Consider the following 16210-nt stretch of genomic DNA (forward strand, 5'->3'; position numbering starts at 1 on the left):
CTGGCCATGCTTACTCGGCTCGAAGTGCAGGGTTTCAAGAACCTGCTCGACGTGGCCATCGACTTCGGCCCGTTCACGTGCATCGCGGGTGCAAACGGGACAGGCAAGTCGAACATCTTCGACGCCATCGAGTTCCTCTCGTACCTGGCAACCGATTCCCTGAGTCAGGCCGCGCAGCGCGTACGTACGACGGCCGGAGCCGTCGGTGGGGATCCCCGCGACCTGTTCTGGGACGGTTACGGTCAGCACGAGCACCGGATCGAGATCGCCGCTGAAATGATCGTGCCAACCGAAGTCGAGGACGAACTCGGAAATCGGGCACGACCCGATGCAACATTCCTGCGGTACGAAGTCGCCCTCGGATATGACCCGTCACGCGGCGAGCATGGCGGCGGACGACTGCTCCTGCTCGGCGAGAGTTTGCAGGCCTTACCGAAGGCACGATCGCGCCTCGCATTTCCCGCCAGCCAGAGGTTTCTCGACGCGGTTCTGATCGACCCTGCCCAGGACGCAATTTTCTTGCCGGATGACACCTATGACCGCAACTACCTGACCAGCCTTCGTCGGGACCGTGTAGCCAAGGGCGGGAGGGCACGGCCTGCCAACCGGGCAGGACGCACGATGTTGAGCGTGCACATACTCGCTGACAACCCGACCGCCCTGGCCGCGCGCAGCGAGATGACCCGTTGGCGCCGGTTGGCCCTGGAACCCTCGGCGCTGCGCGCGCCGGACGGTCACGTCAGTCGTGAGGCGCTGGCACCGGACGGCCGTTACCTTCCCAGCACTCTCTACCGGATCGCACGCGCGCCGGACTGGTCCGCCGAGCCCGAGCGGGTCTACGCGAGGGTAGCCGGCCGGTTGGCCGACCTGTCTGGCGTGGCCGTGGAAGACCTCGAGGTCGAGTACGACGAGGCACGGGAGTTGTTCACGCTCTTCCTCCAGGAACGCGGAAAACTGCGCCTGCCGGCCAGAGCACTGTCCGAGGGAACCCTGCGCTTTCTTGCCCTCTGTGTCCTGTTGGAAGACACCGAGTCCACCGGGCTGATCTGCATGGAGGAGCCGGAGAACGGCATCCACCCCGCAAACCTTCCCGCGATGGTGCAACTCGTCCGAGACTTGGCCGTCGATCCCAACTATCCGCCCGAAGCCGACAACCCGTTTCGTCAGGTGATCATCAACACGCACTCCCCCGGGGTGGTGCAGCTCTGCGACCCGGAGGACCTGCTGCTGGCTGACACGAAGCTACGCCCGGTGCCCTCTGGCGGGATGGGACGCACCCTGGCGCTGTTGCCCTTTCGCGACTCCCGGCGAGCTCGAACGGAATCTCCGACATTCTCCCACGCGGATCTCGTGCCTTACTTGGCCGAACCGTCACAGGCACGCCTCCGTCTACCACCGGACCTCACCGCATGAGCGGGCACTTTTTCAGCGGGGTGTTCATCGCCGAAGGCACATCCGACGAACCGCTGTCGAGACATGTCGAGTGGCTCTTCCTCGCGCGCGGTGTCTCGGTAAACCTCTCGTCGCCGGACTTCGCTCGGCTACCGAAGGTCAACAAGGACGTCGCATCTCGCCTCGGAGCCGCCCTGCGCCTCGCCGGCGGGCCGGTCGATCTGGTGGTGGTGCATAGGGATGCGGACAACGCCGGGCGGTTGAGCCGACTCCGCGAAATCAGTACGGCGACGCGCGTGCACGCTGCCGACACCGAACTGGTACCCATCATCCCGGTACGGATGACCGAGGCCTGGCTGTTACTTGACGAGATGGCAATCCGGCAGGTCGCCGGCAACCCTCGGGGCCGGGCGCGCCTGAGTCTCCCGAAGCAACACGAGGTGGAGTCGAAGCCCGACCCCAAGCGCATCCTTCAGGATTGTCTGCTTACCGCGGCTGACGTCACCGGTCGTCGCCGGGCAGAAGCCAGCAAACGCTTCAACCAGCACCGTCGCCAACTGCTGGAACGCCTCGATCCGGCCGGACCGGTCGCCCAACTCGACTCGTGGCGCCAGCTCGTCTCGGATGTGGACGACGTGGTCAAGCGGTGGCGGGCAGCCGGCCGCTGATCGGCTCGTCTTCCGGGCTTGACTTCGAGTGCCCTCTAAACGGAACGCTTGTCGGCATGACGATCACACGGGTACTGGGACGCAGCGGAATCGAGGTCAGCGCGATCGGCCTGGGGTGCTGGGCGATCGGTGGGCCGCTGTGGGGCGACGACGGGCAGCCGCTCGGCTGGGGCGAGGTCGACGACGAGGAGTCGGTGCGGGCCATTCACGCCGCGCTCGACCACGGCGCGAGCTTCTTCGACACGGCAAGCAACTACGGTGCCGGGCACAGCGAGCGGGTGCTCGGCCGGGCCCTGGTGGGGCGCCGTGACCAGGTGGTGATCGCCACCAAGTTCGGCTACACCTCGGACGAGGCGACCCGCCGGGCCATCGGCACCGACCACAGCCCGGGCTACGCGGTGGCCAGCCTCCAGGCGTCGCTGCGCCGGCTCGGCACCGACCACGTGGACCTGTTCCAGCTGCACCTCAACGACCTGCCGACCACCGCCGCGCTCGACCTGGTCGACACGCTTGAGGGCGAGGTCACCAAGGGCACGATCCGGGCGTACGGCTGGAGCACCGACGATCCCGCCTCGGCGGCGGCCTTCGCGGCGGCCGCCCCGCACTGCGCGACGATCCAGCACGACCAGTCCGTGCTGCGGGACAACGCCCAGATGCTGGCGGTCTGCGCGGCGCACGACCTGGCCAGCATCAACCGGGGGCCGCTGGCGATGGGGCTGCTCACCGCCGCGACCCGCTCGCTCGGCGGCGACGACGTGCGGGGCCGGGCACCGGAGTGGCTGCCCTGGTTCACCGACGGTCAGCCGGATCCGCAGTGGGCCGAGCGGGTCGCCCGGGTCCGCGCGGCACTCACCGCCGACGGCCGTACCCTCGCCCAGGGCGCGCTCGGCTGGCTGCTGGCGCGCAGCCCGCGTACGGTGCCGATCCCCGGGTTCCGCACGGTGGCCCAGGTCGAGGAGAACCTGCGTACCCTCGCCCTCGGCCCGCTGCCCGACGACGCGTACGCCGAGGTGGAACGCCTCCTGGCGGAGCTGCGCCAACCCGCCGCCGGAGTGCGGGCATAACCGGGCCGAGGCGTCCGGGCCGCCCCGCGTACCCGAAGATATGAGGATGCGGATCCTCATGGCCGGCGCGTCCGGCTTCCTCGGCACCCGACTGGTCGACCAGCTCGTCGCCGACGGGCACCAGGTGACCCGGCTGGTACGCCGACCACCGCGCACCCCGGACGAGCGGCAGTGGCAGCCCTCGACGGCGCAGCTCGACCCGACGCTTGTCGCCGAGGCGGACGCGGTGGTCAACCTGGCCGGGGCCGGCGTCGGCGACCGGCGCTGGAACGACCAGTACCGGCAGCTGATCCGGTCCAGCCGGGTGGACACCACGAGCACCCTGGCCATCACCATCGCCGGGTTGCCGGCCGCCGACCGGCCCGAGGTGCTGCTGAACGCCTCGGCGATCGGCTGGTACGGCAACACCGGCGACCGGGTGGTGGAGGAGGACGCGCCGGCCGGTGAGGGTTTCCTCGCCGACGTGGCCCGGGTCTGGGAGGCGGCGACCCGGCCGGCCGAGGACGCCGGGGTGCGGGTGGTCCGGCTGCGCACCGGGCTGCCGTTGCACCGCGACGGCGGGTTGCTCAAGCCGCAGCTGTTGCCGTTCAAGCTGGGCATCGCCGGCCGGCTCGGCAGCGGGCGGCAGTGGATCCCGTGGATCTCGATGGCCGACTGGCTGCACGCCGTCACGTTCCTGCTGGCCCGCGCCGACCTCGCCGGGCCGGTGAACGTGGTGGGGCCGGCACCGGTCACAAACGCCGAGTTCACCCGGGAGCTGGCCCGTCAGCTGCGCCGGCCGGCGGTCATCCCGATCCCGGCGCTGGCCCTGAAGGTGGCCCTGGGTGGCTTCGCCCAGGAGGCCCTGACCAGCACGCGGGTCCTGCCTGGGGTGCTCAACCGCGCTGCCTTCACCTTCCGTCACCCCGACCTTCCCAGCGCCCTGCACGCCGCCCTGCACGACTGATCTCCGCCGGGCCGGCTCAGCAGCCGATGACCCAGTGGTTGGGGCCGGTCTGGCGCAGCGCCGTGGTGTAGAAGGTGTTGTACAGGCCCATCCGCTGGTTCGAGCCGTTGGCGTAGGCGTAGCCGCCCGAGTGGTAGGCCCGGCCGGCGGCCACGTGCGCGTAGTTGCTTGCGGTGACGCAGCTGGGGCTCGGCGTCGGCCCCCCGGTCGGCGACGCGGTCGGGGTCGGGCTGGCGGTCGGGGTCGGGCTGGCGGTCGGGGTCGGCGTCGGACCGCCGCCGCCGTTCAGGCCGAAGAAGAGCGCGTCCCGGTACGCCGAGCAGATGGTGTCCAGGAAGTACGCGGCCGCGGTGCCGCACTGGTCGGCGCCGGAACCCGGATCGACCGGGGTGCCGTGGCCCATGCCGGAGACCCGGTACACCCGGACCACGTCACTGCCGTACACCTCCAGGGTGGTGTTCGCCGGCAGCTGGCTGGTGCTGGTCGGCGTCTGCGCCACGCCGAGCACGTTTGTCCACTGGTCGCGGGACTCGGTGGCGTTCGCCGTGGCCACCGTGTAGTCGGCGGTGCCGTGCCAGATGGCCACCTTCGGCCGCGTTCCGGAGTAGCCCGGGTGGGCACTGCGGACCAGGTCACCCCATTGCGCCGGGGTCTTGTCCACGCCCGGGCTCATGCAGGAGAACGCGTTCACCATCCCGGTCGCGCACCGGTGCGGGATGCCGGCGATGATCGAGCCGGCGGCGAAGACGTCCGGGTAGGTGGCGAGCATCGTCGCGCTCATCGCCCCGCCGGCCGACAGTCCGCTGACGTACACCCGATTCGCGGCCGTACCGTAGCTGGACCTGGCGTGGTCGACCATCTGCTTGATGGAGAGGGCCTCGCCCTGGCCCCGGCTGGTGTCGCCGGTCTCGAACCAGTTGAAGCAGGAGCTGGAGTTGTTGGCGGCGCGCTGCTCGGGCAGGATCAGCGCGAACTTCCACTGGTCGGCGTACTTCTGCCAGCCGGAGTTGGCGAAGTAGCCGGCCGCGTTCTGGGCGCAGCCGTGCAGCAGCACGACCGCGGGGGCACCCGACGGGAGGTTGTCCGGCCGGTAGGCGTACATGCCGAGGTTGCCGGGGTTGGAGCCGAAGCTGGCCACCTGGGTCAGGGACGCGGCCTGGGCGGGGGCGGCGACCGCCACCAGCACGGTGGCGGCGGCCACGACCAGGCCGGCCAGCATGCCGGCGAGGCGGCCGGTCAGGGTACGGGGACGGCGGCGCACGGAGACCTCCGGTGGGTGTGAGCTGGGTCACCGATAATTGCCGTGACGTTACGTCGATGTGTCACAGCTGTGACATGGCGGCCGTGCACACATTCGTCGATGCGCAGGTGTGGCTCCTGCTCGCCGTCCCACCGCCGGGGTCATCGTGTTAGGAAGGGACCCTTTACCTACACCAGGCGTTAATAAGGTGCCCTTCCTTACACCGGGTCTGACCGGGCTGTCCCGGTGCGGTTGGTAACGTCCGCTAGGTGCCCACCTCCCCGTCCGTGGCGTCCGCGCCCGCATCGCCGCCGAGGGTCGCCCGCGATCGCCGTACCGATCTGATCGTGACGCTTGTCGCGCTGGCACTTGCCGTCTGGGTGACAAGCGGGTTGTGGCGGGACCCGAACGGCCGGGCGATCACGGTCAACTCCAGCGACCAGGCGCTGTTCGAGTGGCTGCTGGCCTTCGGTGGGCACACGGTGAGCCACGGGCAGAACCCGCTCTTCACGCATCTGATCAACGTCCCGGACGGGGTCAACCTTGCGGTCAACACCTCGATCACCGTGTACGCGGTGGTCTTCGCCCCGCTGACGTACCTGATCGGGCCGCCGGCCACCTTCCTGGTGATCCTCACCCTGAACCTGGCCGCCACCGCGGTCGCCTGGTACTGGCTGCTCTCCCGGCACCTGCTCCGCAGCCGGTTGGCCGCCGCCGTGGGCGGGCTGTTCATCGGCTTCTCCCCCGGCATGGTCTCGCACGCCAACGCCCACCTGAACTGGACCGCCGGCTGGCTGGTGCCGCTGCTGGTGTGGCGGGTCTTCGCGCTGCGCCGCCCCGGGCACTGGCTACGTGACGGCGTGCTGCTCGGGCTGCTCGTCGCGGTCGCGTTCTCGATCGCCGCCGAAGGACTGTTCTTCACCGCGCTGGCGCTCGGCGTCTTCGTCGCGGTCTGGGCGCTGCACCCCGCCAACCGCGCCGAGGCCCGGGCCGTACTGCCGTCGTTCCTGCGCGGGCTGGCGGTGACCGCGCTGGTCGCCGGAGTGCTCCTGGCGTACCCGCTCTGGCTGCACTTCGCCGGGCCGCAGCGCTTCCACGGCACCGGCTTCGACGCGGTGATCCACTCCGAGGACATCGCGGCGTACGCCGCGTACCCGCGCCGCTCGCTGGCCGGCGAGGCGGGCTTCGGCACCTCGCTGGCCCCGAACCCCACCGAGGAGAACTCCTTCTTCGGGCTGCCCCTGCTGGTGCTCGCCGTCGGCTGTTTCGTGCTGCTGTGGCGCGGTGCCGATCCCAGGCGGCGGGCCACCCTCTGGGCGCTGGGCGTGCTCGCGGTCGTCTTCAGCACGCTCTCCTTCGGTCCGGTGGCCAAGGTCGACGGTCACCGGACCGAGCTGCCGATGCCGTTCGACCTGCTGGGGCACCTGCCGGTGGTGAACGCCGCGCTGCCCGCCCGGCTGGCGCTGGTGGTGACGCCGGTGATCGGCCTGCTGCTGGCGTACGCCGTGGACCAGCTCCGTCGCCACCCGCCGCGCCGCGCGGCGGCGGTGGCCTGGACGGTCGGCTTCGCGGTGGCACTGGTCCCGCTCTTCCCGACGCCGCTGCTGACCATCAAGCGCGAGCCGATCCCGCGCTTCATCACCTCCGGCGCCTGGCGCGACTACGTCTCCCCCGGCGGGGTGCTTACCCCGGCACCGCTCGCCCTGGACGTCTACCCGGACGGCCAGCGCTGGCAGGCGTACGCGCTGGCGAACCGGCAGGGCGAGTTCGCCATCCCGTCCGGCTTCTTCCTCGGCCCCGGCGGGCCCGACGGCCGGGGCCGGATCGGGCCGGTGCCGCGCCCGTTCGGCGCGCTGCTGGACCAGGCCGCCCGCAGCGGCCTGCCGCCGATCGTCACCGAGGGCACCCGCGAGGAGGTCCAGGCCGACCTGGCGCACTGGCGGATCGAGACGGTGGTGCTCCCCGACGAGGTGCACGGCGCCAAGTGGCCGGTCGACGAGGAGGCCGTCCGGCGGACGCTTACCACGCTGCTCGGCGAACCGGAGCGGGTCGAGGACGTCTGGCTCTGGCGGGTCCGTCAGCCGTGAGCCGGCTCACCGAGGGTGACCGGCGGGTACGGGTCTAGGCTGGTACGCGTGACCGCGACGACCTCCGGCCTGACGGCCGTGCACGCCGGCGTCCTCGACTACACCGCCGCCTGGGACGAGCAGCGTCGCCGGCACGAGGCGGTGATCTCCGGCGAGCAGGGCGACACCGTGCTGCTGTTGGAGCATCCGAGCGTCTACACCGCCGGCAAGCGCACCGAGCCGTGGGACCGGCCGATGGATGGCACGCCGGTGGTGGACGTCGACCGCGGCGGCAAGATCACCTGGCACGGCCCGGGGCAACTGGTCGGGTACCCGATCCTGCGCCTGCCCGACCCGGTCGACGTGGTCGCGTACGTCCGCCGGGTCGAGCAGCTGCTGATCGACGTCTGCACCGAGTTCGGCCTGGCCGCCGGCCGGATCGAGGGCCGCAGCGGCGTCTGGGTCCCGGCCGACGAGCGGGGGCCGGCCCGCAAGGTGGCCGCCATCGGCATCCGGGTCGCCCGGGGCGTCACCCTGCACGGCTTCTCCATCAACTGTGACTGCGACCTGACCTACTTCGACCGGATCGTGCCCTGCGGCATCCGGGACGCCGGGGTCACCTCGCTCACCGCCGAACTGGGCCGCCCGATCACCGTCGCCGACGTACTCCCCGTCGTCGAACGCCACCTCCCCACCCTCCTGCTCACCCCCTGATCCCCGGCCGCGTTCCGGCCCTGTTGATCAAGAAGTCCGCGTCGAGGATCCGGGCGGGTCGGCGTGTTACCTCTTTTTCTCGCTCCTCGGTGTCCGGTGTCACAGGGTTTTCGGGGTGACGGCGGTCGCCCGCGGTTCATCGACCGGTGCCGTGCGGCGTAGGCTCGTTTTTGTGACGATCGAGCACTCCGCGCCGACGACCGGCCCGGCCGCGCGTACCGCGACGCCCGCCCCTGAGGGGCGGCGGCTGCTGCGGATCGAGGCGCGCAACGCCGAGACGCCGATCGAGCGCAAGCCGCCGTGGATCAAGGTCAAGGCCAAGATGGGCCCGGAGTACACCCAACTGCGCGGGCTGGTCGCCCGCGAGGGGTTGCACACCGTGTGCCAGGAGGCCGGCTGCCCGAACATCTACGAGTGCTGGGAGGACCGCGAGGCCACCTTCCTCATCGGCGGCGACCAGTGCACGCGACGCTGCGACTTCTGCCAGATCGACACCGGCAAGCCGGCCGAGTTCGACGCCGACGAGCCACGTCGGGTGGCCGAGTCGGTGGTGTCGATGGGTCTGCGGTACGCCACCATCACCGGCGTCGCCCGGGACGACCTGCCCGACGGCGGTGCCTGGCTGTACGCCGAAACGGTCCGGCAGATCCACGCCCTGCAACCCGGTTGCGGCGTCGAGCTGCTGATCCCCGACTTCAACGCCGTTCCCGAGCAGCTGGCCGAGGTGTTCGGCGCCCGGCCCGAGGTGCTGGCGCACAACGTCGAGACGGTGCCGCGGATCTTCAAGCGGATCCGGCCGGCGTTCCGCTACGAGCGGTCCCTGGACGTCATCCGGCAGGCCCGCGCCGCCGGCCTGGTCACCAAGAGCAACCTGATCCTGGGCCTCGGCGAGGAGCGTGCCGAGATCTCCCAGGCCCTTCGGGACCTGCACTCGGCCGGCTGCGAGCTGATCACCATCACGCAGTACCTGCGCCCTTCCCCCCGGCACCACCCGGTCGAGCGCTGGGTCAAGCCGGAGGAGTTCGTCGAGCTGACCGCCGAGGCCGAGGAGATCGGTTTCGCCGGGGTGATGAGCGGCCCGCTGGTGCGCTCCTCCTACCGCGCCGGCCGCCTTTACCAGCAGGCCCTGGCCGCCCGCGAGCCCGCCCTCTCCTGACCTTCGTCTGACCTTCGTCGGGAGAGGACCGGTCAGGAGGGATCGGTCAGCAGGTTGAGGCGGTGGGCCACGGCGGCCGCCTCGACCCGGTTGGTCACGTCGAGCTTGGCGATGATCCGGGAGACGTGCACGCTTGCCGTCTTCGGTGAGATGAAGAGCTGCTCGGCGATCCGACTGTTGCTGTGCCCCTCGGCGACCAGCCGCAGCACCTCCCGCTCGCGCTCGGTCAGCAGGTCGGTACCCGATCCGGCCCGGCCCGCGCCGCGCAGACCGATCCGCCGGGCCAGCGTGGCGGCCCGCTCCGCGAGCAGCGTCGCACCGAGCCCGTCGGCGAGCGCGGCCGCCTCGCGTACCGCCGCCGCCACGTCGTCGCGCTCTCCGGCACCGGCCGCCACCTCGGCGAGGACCAGCAGCGTCCGGGCGAGCGCCGCAGGCTGGCCGGCGGTACGCCACGCCGCGACCGCGCCCCGCCAGGCGGCGAGCGGATCGTCGCCGGCCGCCACCGTGGCGGCCACCTCGGCGGCGTACGCCCGTTCGGCGGGGAACCGGACCGGTACGGTGCCGGCCAGCTCGGCCAGCGCTGCGGCGAGCTGGTCGTCGGCGAGGTGCCGGGCGACCTGGGCCTGGGCGGCGAGGACCGGCCAACCGTAGCGGGGGTAGGTGGTGATCGCCGGATCGGTCAGGCTCGCCGTCACGGCGCGCCGCGCCTCGTCCCGGTCGTCGGCGGCGAGCGCCGCCGTGAGCCGCAGTTCCACAAGCGGCAGCCGGTTGTGCGGGTGCAGGTACGGCTTGTTGAGGAAGGCGAGCGCCCGGCCCACCGTCTCGTCGGCGCCGGGGTGGCCCTGGGCCAGCCGCAGCCCGGCCCGCAGGAGCAGCCAGTGCAGCCCGCTGACGCCGGGTGGGTCGAGCCGGGCCGCCTCGGCGCACACCTGGTCGGCCTCCGTCCAGCGGCCCAGCGCCAGCAACGCCTCGGCCCGGTTGGAGAGCAGGTACGCGCCGGTGGAGCGGCTGATCCCGACCCGTCGCGCCTCAGTCATCCCGTCGGCGGCGGCCCGCGCCGACTCCTCGTACCGGCCCAGCTCGAAGAGCATGTCGGAGATGTGCACAAGCGCGCTGACCAGCGCCGGCACCTCACCGGCGGCACGGGCCAACGCCTCGCACCGGCGCAACTCGGCCAGCCCGAGATCGGGGGCGCCCTCGCGTCGACGCAGCACCGCCAGCCGTACCGGCACCAGCGCGCCGTCGACCCCGGCGGCCTGGGCCGCCGCCACCACCTCGGCCGCGATCCGGGCCCCGTCGGCGTGGTCGATCCGGGCCAGGTGATCGGCGATCTCGGCGAGCAGGCGCAGCCGCTCCGGGCCGTCCGGCACCCCGGACACCAGCCGGTACGCCTCGCGCAGTTCGGTGGCGCCGTCGCTCTTGCCGAGCATCGCCAGCATCCGGCCGAGCCGGTCCAGCAGCCGCGCCGCGCGCAGCGGCTGCGTCTCGGTGTCCACTTCGGCCAGGGCGGCCCGGGTCAGGGTCAGCGCCCGGTGGTAGTCACCGGCGGTGGTGGCCGCGGCGAGCGTCTTCTCCAGCAGCGCCAGGTGGTCCATGCCGAGCCGGTCGGCCGCGTCGGGGACCAGCTCCCACAGCTCCAGCACCCGTTCCAGCAGCCGGCTCTGCTCGGCGTACGCGTAACGGTCGGCCGTGGCGCAGGCGGCCGCGCGGGCCGCCACCAGGGCGCGCGGATGGTCGTGCGCGGCGTACCAGTGATGGGCGATCTCGGCCGGGGCGCGGCCGGCGGCGACGAGGTGCGGCTGGGCCTCGATGGCGGCGGCGAACCGGGCGTGCAGCCGGGCATGCTCGCCGGGCAGCAGTTCGTCGTGCACCGCCTCGCGGACCAGCGCGTGCCGGAACTCGTAGTCGCCGTCCGGGGCGACCACAAGCAGCTGGGCGGCGACGGCGGCCCGCAGCGCGTCGTCGAGTTCCGGCTCGGGCAGTCCGGCCACCTCGGCGAGCAGCTGGTGGGCCAGGCGGATACCGCCGGCCGCGGCGATCCGCAGCACCCGCTGGGCCGACTCGGGCAGCCGGTCGACCCGGGCCAACAGCAGGTCGCGCAGGGTGTCCGGGAGCACGGCACAGCCGATCGGACCGCCGGCGGCGGCGAGTTCCTCGATGAAGAGCGGATTGCCCTGGGTACGGTCGTGGATGTCGTCGACGGCGCGGGCGGTCGGTTCGGCACCCAGCAGCCCGGCGAGCACTCCCCCGGTGCCGTCCCGGTCCAGCCGACCCAGCTCGATCCGGTCGACGTCCCGGTCCCGGTCCAGCTCGGCCAGGAACGGGCGGAGCGGGTGGCCCCGGTGCAGCTCGTCGGTGCGGTAGGTGCAGACCAGCAGGAGCCGTCCGGTGCGGGCGGCCCGCACCAGGAAACCGATCAGGTCGCGGGTCGACCGGTCGGCCCAGTGCAGGTCCTCGACCACCAGCACCAGCGGCTGCTCGGCGGCGAGCCGGTCGAACAGCTCGGCGACCAGGTCGAAGAGGTAGCCACGGGGGGCGTCCGTGGGCGGTACGGCCGCCGGCACGGGGGCGCCGCTCGGGATCCGGGCCAGCTCCGGCAGCAGGCGGGCGAACTCGGCCTCGTACCCGGCGAAGACGGCGGCGCCGTCGGTGCGCAGCACCGTGCGCAGCGCGGCGGCGAACGGGGCGAAGGGCAGGCCGGCCTCGCCGAGTTCGAGGCACTGACCGACCAGCAGGCGGGCCTGGTCGCCGACCGACCGGCCGAACTCCTCCAGCAGCCGGGTCTTACCCACCCCGGCCTCCCCGCCGACCAGAAGGGTGGCCGGCTCGCCAGCGCGGGCACGCTCGAGCGCCTCGCTCAACTGCGCCATCTCGCGCTGGCGGCCGACAAGGACGGTGCTGGTGGTACGGGTGGTCACGGCACCGAGCATGCCACGCCCCCCTTTCGCACCGCCCGCCCCGGATTGCCGCCCTGCTCGTCGGCGGCGGGTGAGCCGGCGGCACGGCCACCTTCGACGTTGCCGCGGCTCATCGACGGCGGGTCAGCCAGCCGCGCGCCGAGCGCCTCGGCAGGGTGCGGGCCAGCCGCTCCCGGGCCGCCTCGGCGCGCAGGTCGGCGGCGTGCGTACGGTGGACGGCGAGGAAGAACTCCGAGTCGGTGGTGAACATGTCGGGCTCCTTCGGTAGTGGTCAACTGCCCGACTCTGACGATCCTCGGGAAGGTGGCACCGGAGCATTGGTGCGCCGCCTGATCTGTGCCCGCCGGCCTCCTTACTTTCGGACGGTGGTCGCGCGGCCGGGGACGTAAGGTACTCAGTCGGGCCGGGCACCGGGCGCGGATCAACTGTGCGGAGCTCGACCACTAGACTCGATGCCATGGCAAAGCCCCAGGAGAAGGTGTCGTTCGGTCAGCGGCTGAAGCAGATCGGATTGGTCTTCCGGTTCACCGCCCGCCAGGACAAGTGGTTCGCGCCACTGGCCACCGGCGCGGTGCTGATCCCGCTCGCGCTGACCGTGGTCGCGGTGCTGCGCTGGGGCTGGCTGTGGTTGCCGCTGGGCATCCTGTTCGCCCTGCTCTGCCTGCTTATCGTGCTCAACCTCCGGTCCAACCGGGCGATGATGAACGCCGCCGAGGGCCAGCCGGGTGCCGCCGCGCAGATCATCGAGAGCATGCGCGGCGACTGGCGGGTCCGGCCCGCGGTCAGCTCGACCACTCAGATGGACATGGTGCATCTGGTCATCGGCCGTCCGGGCGTGATCCTGCTGGCGGAGGGGAATCCGCAGCGGATCCGTGGTCTGCTCGGCCAGGAGAAGCGCCGGCTGGCCAAGGTGATCGGCAACGCCCCGCTCTACGACTACGTGATCGGTCAGGAGGAGGACGAGCTGCCGATCCGCAAGCTGCGGATGACGCTGATGCGGCTGCCGCGCAACCTCAGCGGCAAGGACGTCAACGCCCTCGACAAGCGGCTCAAGGCGCTGACGGCCCGCCCGCAGATGCCCAAGGGCGCCGTCCCGAAGAACCTGCGCCCGCCGCGGGGCGCCTTCCGCCAGATGCGCGGCCGCTGACCCACTCCTGCGGGAAGACGGGTCAGCGGGTGGCCGGCGTGACGATCGAGCCGGCGAGCCGGTCGTGCAGGCCACGACGGTGCTGGTCCATCAGCAGGGCGGGCACGACGAGCGCCAGGAGTACGCCGCGCAGCAGGCCCCGGAGCACCCCGATCCGGCCGCCGTCGGTCCAGTCGACGCAGCGGATCCGGGTCAGATACATGCCGGGGGTCTGCGCGAACAGGCCGAGGAAGATGGCGTACTCCACGATCAGCACGACCACCGGCGCCCAGGCGTCCCGGGTCGGGCTGGCGAACAGGCCCGCCGCGAGCAGGCAGAGCACCCAGTCGATGACCAGCGCCCCGAATCGCCGGCCCAGGTCGGCCGGGATGAGGTCAGGGTCCGCGGCAGGGGGCGTCGGGCGGTGCGGCTGGCTGGTCACAGCGGACAAGCCTAGCCAGGCCGCCGCGCGGTGCCGAAAGGGACCAATGGCGCCAAGTGTCATTACACTGGCCGGGTCGGCTCGTCCCTCGGCCCGCCAGGGCCCGGTTGGCCAGCGGGAGTGACACAGCGCGAGGGACGTAACACGGCAGAAACACTGGAGACATGGCCGGGCAACCGCACGGTCATAGCGTCGCCAGGAGCCTAGCTACCCCGTGGACGTGCCAGGAGGACGAGTGTTCGCCAATCCCGAGGAACTCCTGCGTTACCTCAAGAATGAGGACGTGAAGTTCGTCGACGTACGTTTCTGTGACCTGCCCGGCGTCATGCAGCACTTCAACCTGCCGGTGGAGTCCGTCGACGATGACTTCTTCACAAACGGTCTCGCCTTCGACGGGTCGTCGATCCGGGGCTTCCAGGCGATCCACGAGTCGGACATGCTCCTGCTCCCGGACGTCGCGACCGCCTTCATCGACCCGTTCCGCGCGCAGAAGACCCTCGCGCTGAACTTTTTCATCCACGACCCGTTCACCCGCGAGGCGTACAGCCGCGACCCGCGTAACGTGGCGAAGAAGGCCGAGGCGTACCTCGCGGCCAGCGGCATCGCCGACACCGCGTACTTCGGCGCCGAGGCGGAGTTCTACATCTTCGACTCGATCCGCCACGAGACCTCGGCGCACCAGTCGTTCTACTACATCGACTCGATCGAGGGCGCCTGGAACACCGGCCGCGAGGAAGAGGGCGGCAACCGCGGCTACAAGACCGCGTACAAGGGCGGCTACTTCCCGGTGCCGCCGGTCGACCACTACGCCGACCTGCGGGACAGCATCGTGCGCCGGCTGATCGACACCGGCTTCACTGTGGAGCGGTCGCACCACGAGGTCGGCACCGCCGGCCAGGCGGAGATCAACTACAAGTTCTCCACCCTGCTGCACGCCGCCGACCAGCTCCAGCTCTTCAAGTACATCGTGAAGAACGAGGCCTGGGCCAACGGCAAGACCGCGACCTTCATGCCGAAGCCGCTCTTCGGCGACAACGGCTCCGGCATGCACACCCACCAGAGCCTCTGGCTGGGCGGCGAGCCGCTGTTCTACGACGAGACCGGCTACGCCGGCCTGTCGGACACCGCCCGCTGGTACATCGGTGGCCTGCTGCACCACGCGCCGTCGCTGCTCGCCTTCACCAACCCGACGGTCAACTCGTACCGTCGCCTGGTGCCGGGCTTCGAGGCGCCGGTCAACCTGGTCTACTCGCAGCGCAACCGCTCCGCCTGCACCCGCATCCCGGTCACCGGCAGCAACCCGAAGGCCAAGCGGGTCGAGTTCCGGGTGCCGGACCCGTCGGCAAACGTCTACCTCGCCTTCTCGGCGATGATGATGGCCGGCCTGGACGGCATCAAGAGCAAGATCGAGCCGCCGGCTCCGATCGACAAGGACCTCTACGACCTCCCGCCGGAGGAGTGGGGCGACGTCAAGCAGGTGCCGGGCTCGCTGCCCGAGGTGCTGAACGCGCTGGAGGCCGACCACGACTACCTGCTCGACGGTGGCGTCTTCACCCCGGACCTGATCTCCACCTGGGTGGACTGGAAGCGGGCCAACGAGGTCGACCCGGTGCGGCTGCGCCCGACCCCGCACGAGTTCGCCATGTACTTCGACTGCTGAGACCGATCAAGGTGCCGACCTGAACCAACAGGATCACCACTGATCCTGGGTACGGGTTGGGTACAACTTCACGAAACGGCGGTCATGCCCGGCTTCCAGCCGGGCATGACCGCCGTTTCGTGTTGACCCGAGCGCGCCGTCAGGGCTTGCGTGCCGCCGTTTCGGCCGCCGCGGATCGGGGCGCGCGATCGAACAACAGGTCGACCGCACGCTGCGCAACCTCACTCCGCGTGCGCTGCTCGTGATCGGCGGCCAGGAAATGCACGCCAATCGCCATGCAGAAGGCGAGCAGGGCGCGGGCCTCGATCTCCTCCGGGTCCGAATAGAAGGCGCCGATCATCTGGCGCAGCAGCGCCATCCGCCGGTTGTCCACCGCGCGCAGCCGCTCGGCGACCACCTCATCGCGCCGCGCCCAGGCGCGGATCGCGAGGTCGATCGGCAGCAACCGGCTACTCGAGAACGTGAGCAGGCCGGCCCGCTGGATCTGGCCGCGCGGGTCGCCACCCTCACGCTGGACGCGCGCGATCACCTCGTCGATGCTCTCACGCTCCCACACGTCGAGCATCGCGCGCAGCAGCGCATCACGGTCGTCAAAGAAGCCGTAGAAACCGCCCTTGGTGACGCCGATCCGCTTCGCGAGCACCTCGACCCGGACGGCGTCCGGGCCGCCCTCGGCCAAGACCAGCAGACCCTCCTCGATCCACCTGTCGCGGGGCGTGCGGGTGACAGCCACTGAGTCTCACCTCGTCCTGTTGTGTACACCACCGTATACACCCGCTACAGTAGCTATATACGGCACCGTATATTACGAATGGAGC

At 71.2% G+C, this 16210-nt stretch carries 14 protein-coding genes; 9 read left to right on the plus strand and 5 right to left on the minus strand.

The genetic code is table 11. The features are described from left to right. Positions 1-6 precede the first annotated feature (6 nt). Genes AC507J_RS03560 through AC507J_RS03575 form a run of 4 tightly spaced genes read left to right on the plus strand, consistent with a single transcriptional unit; the run spans position 7 to position 4070 of the window. Positions 7-1413: an AAA family ATPase gene (locus AC507J_RS03560; protein ID WP_496287593.1), complete on the plus strand. Its 1407-nt coding sequence runs from the start codon at positions 7-9 to the stop codon at positions 1411-1413. After that, on the plus strand, positions 1410-2060 hold the full coding sequence (locus AC507J_RS03565) for a hypothetical protein (RefSeq protein WP_496287594.1): 651 nt from the start codon (positions 1410-1412) through the stop codon (positions 2058-2060). The genes AC507J_RS03560 and AC507J_RS03565 overlap by 4 nt, the downstream gene beginning before the upstream one ends. A gap of 56 nt (positions 2061-2116) precedes the next feature. Further along, a complete protein-coding gene (locus AC507J_RS03570) occupies positions 2117-3124 on the plus strand; it encodes an aldo/keto reductase (RefSeq protein ID WP_496287595.1) in 1008 nt (335 codons plus the stop codon). 46 nt (positions 3125-3170) lie between these two features. After that, positions 3171-4070 (plus strand): TIGR01777 family oxidoreductase, encoded by a 900-nt coding sequence (locus AC507J_RS03575; RefSeq protein WP_496287596.1) that lies wholly within the window; start codon positions 3171-3173, stop codon positions 4068-4070. Between the two features lie 16 nt (positions 4071-4086). On the opposite strand, the gene AC507J_RS03580 is transcribed toward AC507J_RS03575, so the two are convergent. Next, the gene (locus AC507J_RS03580) at positions 4087-5289 is read right to left on the minus strand and encodes an extracellular catalytic domain type 1 short-chain-length polyhydroxyalkanoate depolymerase (protein ID WP_496287644.1); all 1203 of its coding nucleotides are present in this window, start codon (positions 5287-5289) and stop codon (positions 4087-4089) included. A gap of 290 nt (positions 5290-5579) precedes the next feature. On the opposite strand from AC507J_RS03580, the gene AC507J_RS03585 reads away from it, so the two are divergent. The 3 genes from AC507J_RS03585 (at position 5580) to lipA (ending at position 9246) form a co-directional block, all read left to right on the plus strand. Next, positions 5580-7397, plus strand: a complete 1818-nt coding sequence (locus AC507J_RS03585) for a DUF6311 domain-containing protein (RefSeq protein ID WP_496287597.1) — start codon at positions 5580-5582, stop codon at positions 7395-7397. A 48-nt stretch (positions 7398-7445) separates the two neighbouring features. After that, the gene (gene lipB / locus AC507J_RS03590) at positions 7446-8090 is read left to right on the plus strand and encodes a lipoyl(octanoyl) transferase LipB (protein ID WP_496287598.1); all 645 of its coding nucleotides are present in this window, start codon (positions 7446-7448) and stop codon (positions 8088-8090) included. Between the two features lie 115 nt (positions 8091-8205). Next, a complete protein-coding gene (gene lipA / locus AC507J_RS03595; protein WP_496287599.1) occupies positions 8206-9246 on the plus strand; it encodes a lipoyl synthase in 1041 nt (346 codons plus the stop codon). Positions 9247-9278: 32 nt separating this feature from the next. Here lipA and AC507J_RS03600 read toward each other — a convergent pair whose 3' ends face one another. Together AC507J_RS03600 and AC507J_RS03605 are read right to left on the minus strand one after the other, a co-directional pair. After that, positions 9279-12164, minus strand: coding sequence for a helix-turn-helix transcriptional regulator (locus tag AC507J_RS03600; RefSeq protein ID WP_496287600.1), 2886 nt, complete (start codon positions 12162-12164; stop codon positions 9279-9281). A gap of 109 nt (positions 12165-12273) precedes the next feature. After that, positions 12274-12414: a hypothetical protein gene (locus AC507J_RS03605; RefSeq protein ID WP_496287601.1), complete on the minus strand. Its 141-nt coding sequence runs from the start codon at positions 12412-12414 to the stop codon at positions 12274-12276. Between the two features lie 207 nt (positions 12415-12621). Here AC507J_RS03605 and AC507J_RS03610 point away from each other — a divergent pair, with 207 nt between their 5' ends. Next, positions 12622-13311, plus strand: coding sequence for a DUF4191 domain-containing protein (locus tag AC507J_RS03610; RefSeq protein WP_496287602.1), 690 nt, complete (start codon positions 12622-12624; stop codon positions 13309-13311). 22 nt (positions 13312-13333) lie between these two features. Here the strand turns inward: AC507J_RS03610 and AC507J_RS03615 are convergent, their stop codons facing one another. Continuing rightward, complete coding sequence (locus AC507J_RS03615) at positions 13334-13732, minus strand: RDD family protein (RefSeq protein WP_496287603.1); 399 nt, start codon at positions 13730-13732, stop codon at positions 13334-13336. A gap of 235 nt (positions 13733-13967) precedes the next feature. On the opposite strand from AC507J_RS03615, the gene glnA reads away from it, so the two are divergent. Beyond that, positions 13968-15392, plus strand: a complete 1425-nt coding sequence (gene glnA, locus AC507J_RS03620) for a type I glutamate--ammonia ligase (protein ID WP_496287604.1) — start codon at positions 13968-13970, stop codon at positions 15390-15392. Between the two features lie 139 nt (positions 15393-15531). On the opposite strand, the gene AC507J_RS03625 is transcribed toward glnA, so the two are convergent. After that, complete coding sequence (locus tag AC507J_RS03625) at positions 15532-16125, minus strand: TetR/AcrR family transcriptional regulator (protein ID WP_496287605.1); 594 nt, start codon at positions 16123-16125, stop codon at positions 15532-15534. Between the last annotated feature and the right edge of the window lie 85 nt (positions 16126-16210).

The sequence above is a fragment of the Micromonospora sp. PRAS1 genome (genome assembly GCF_059553435.1).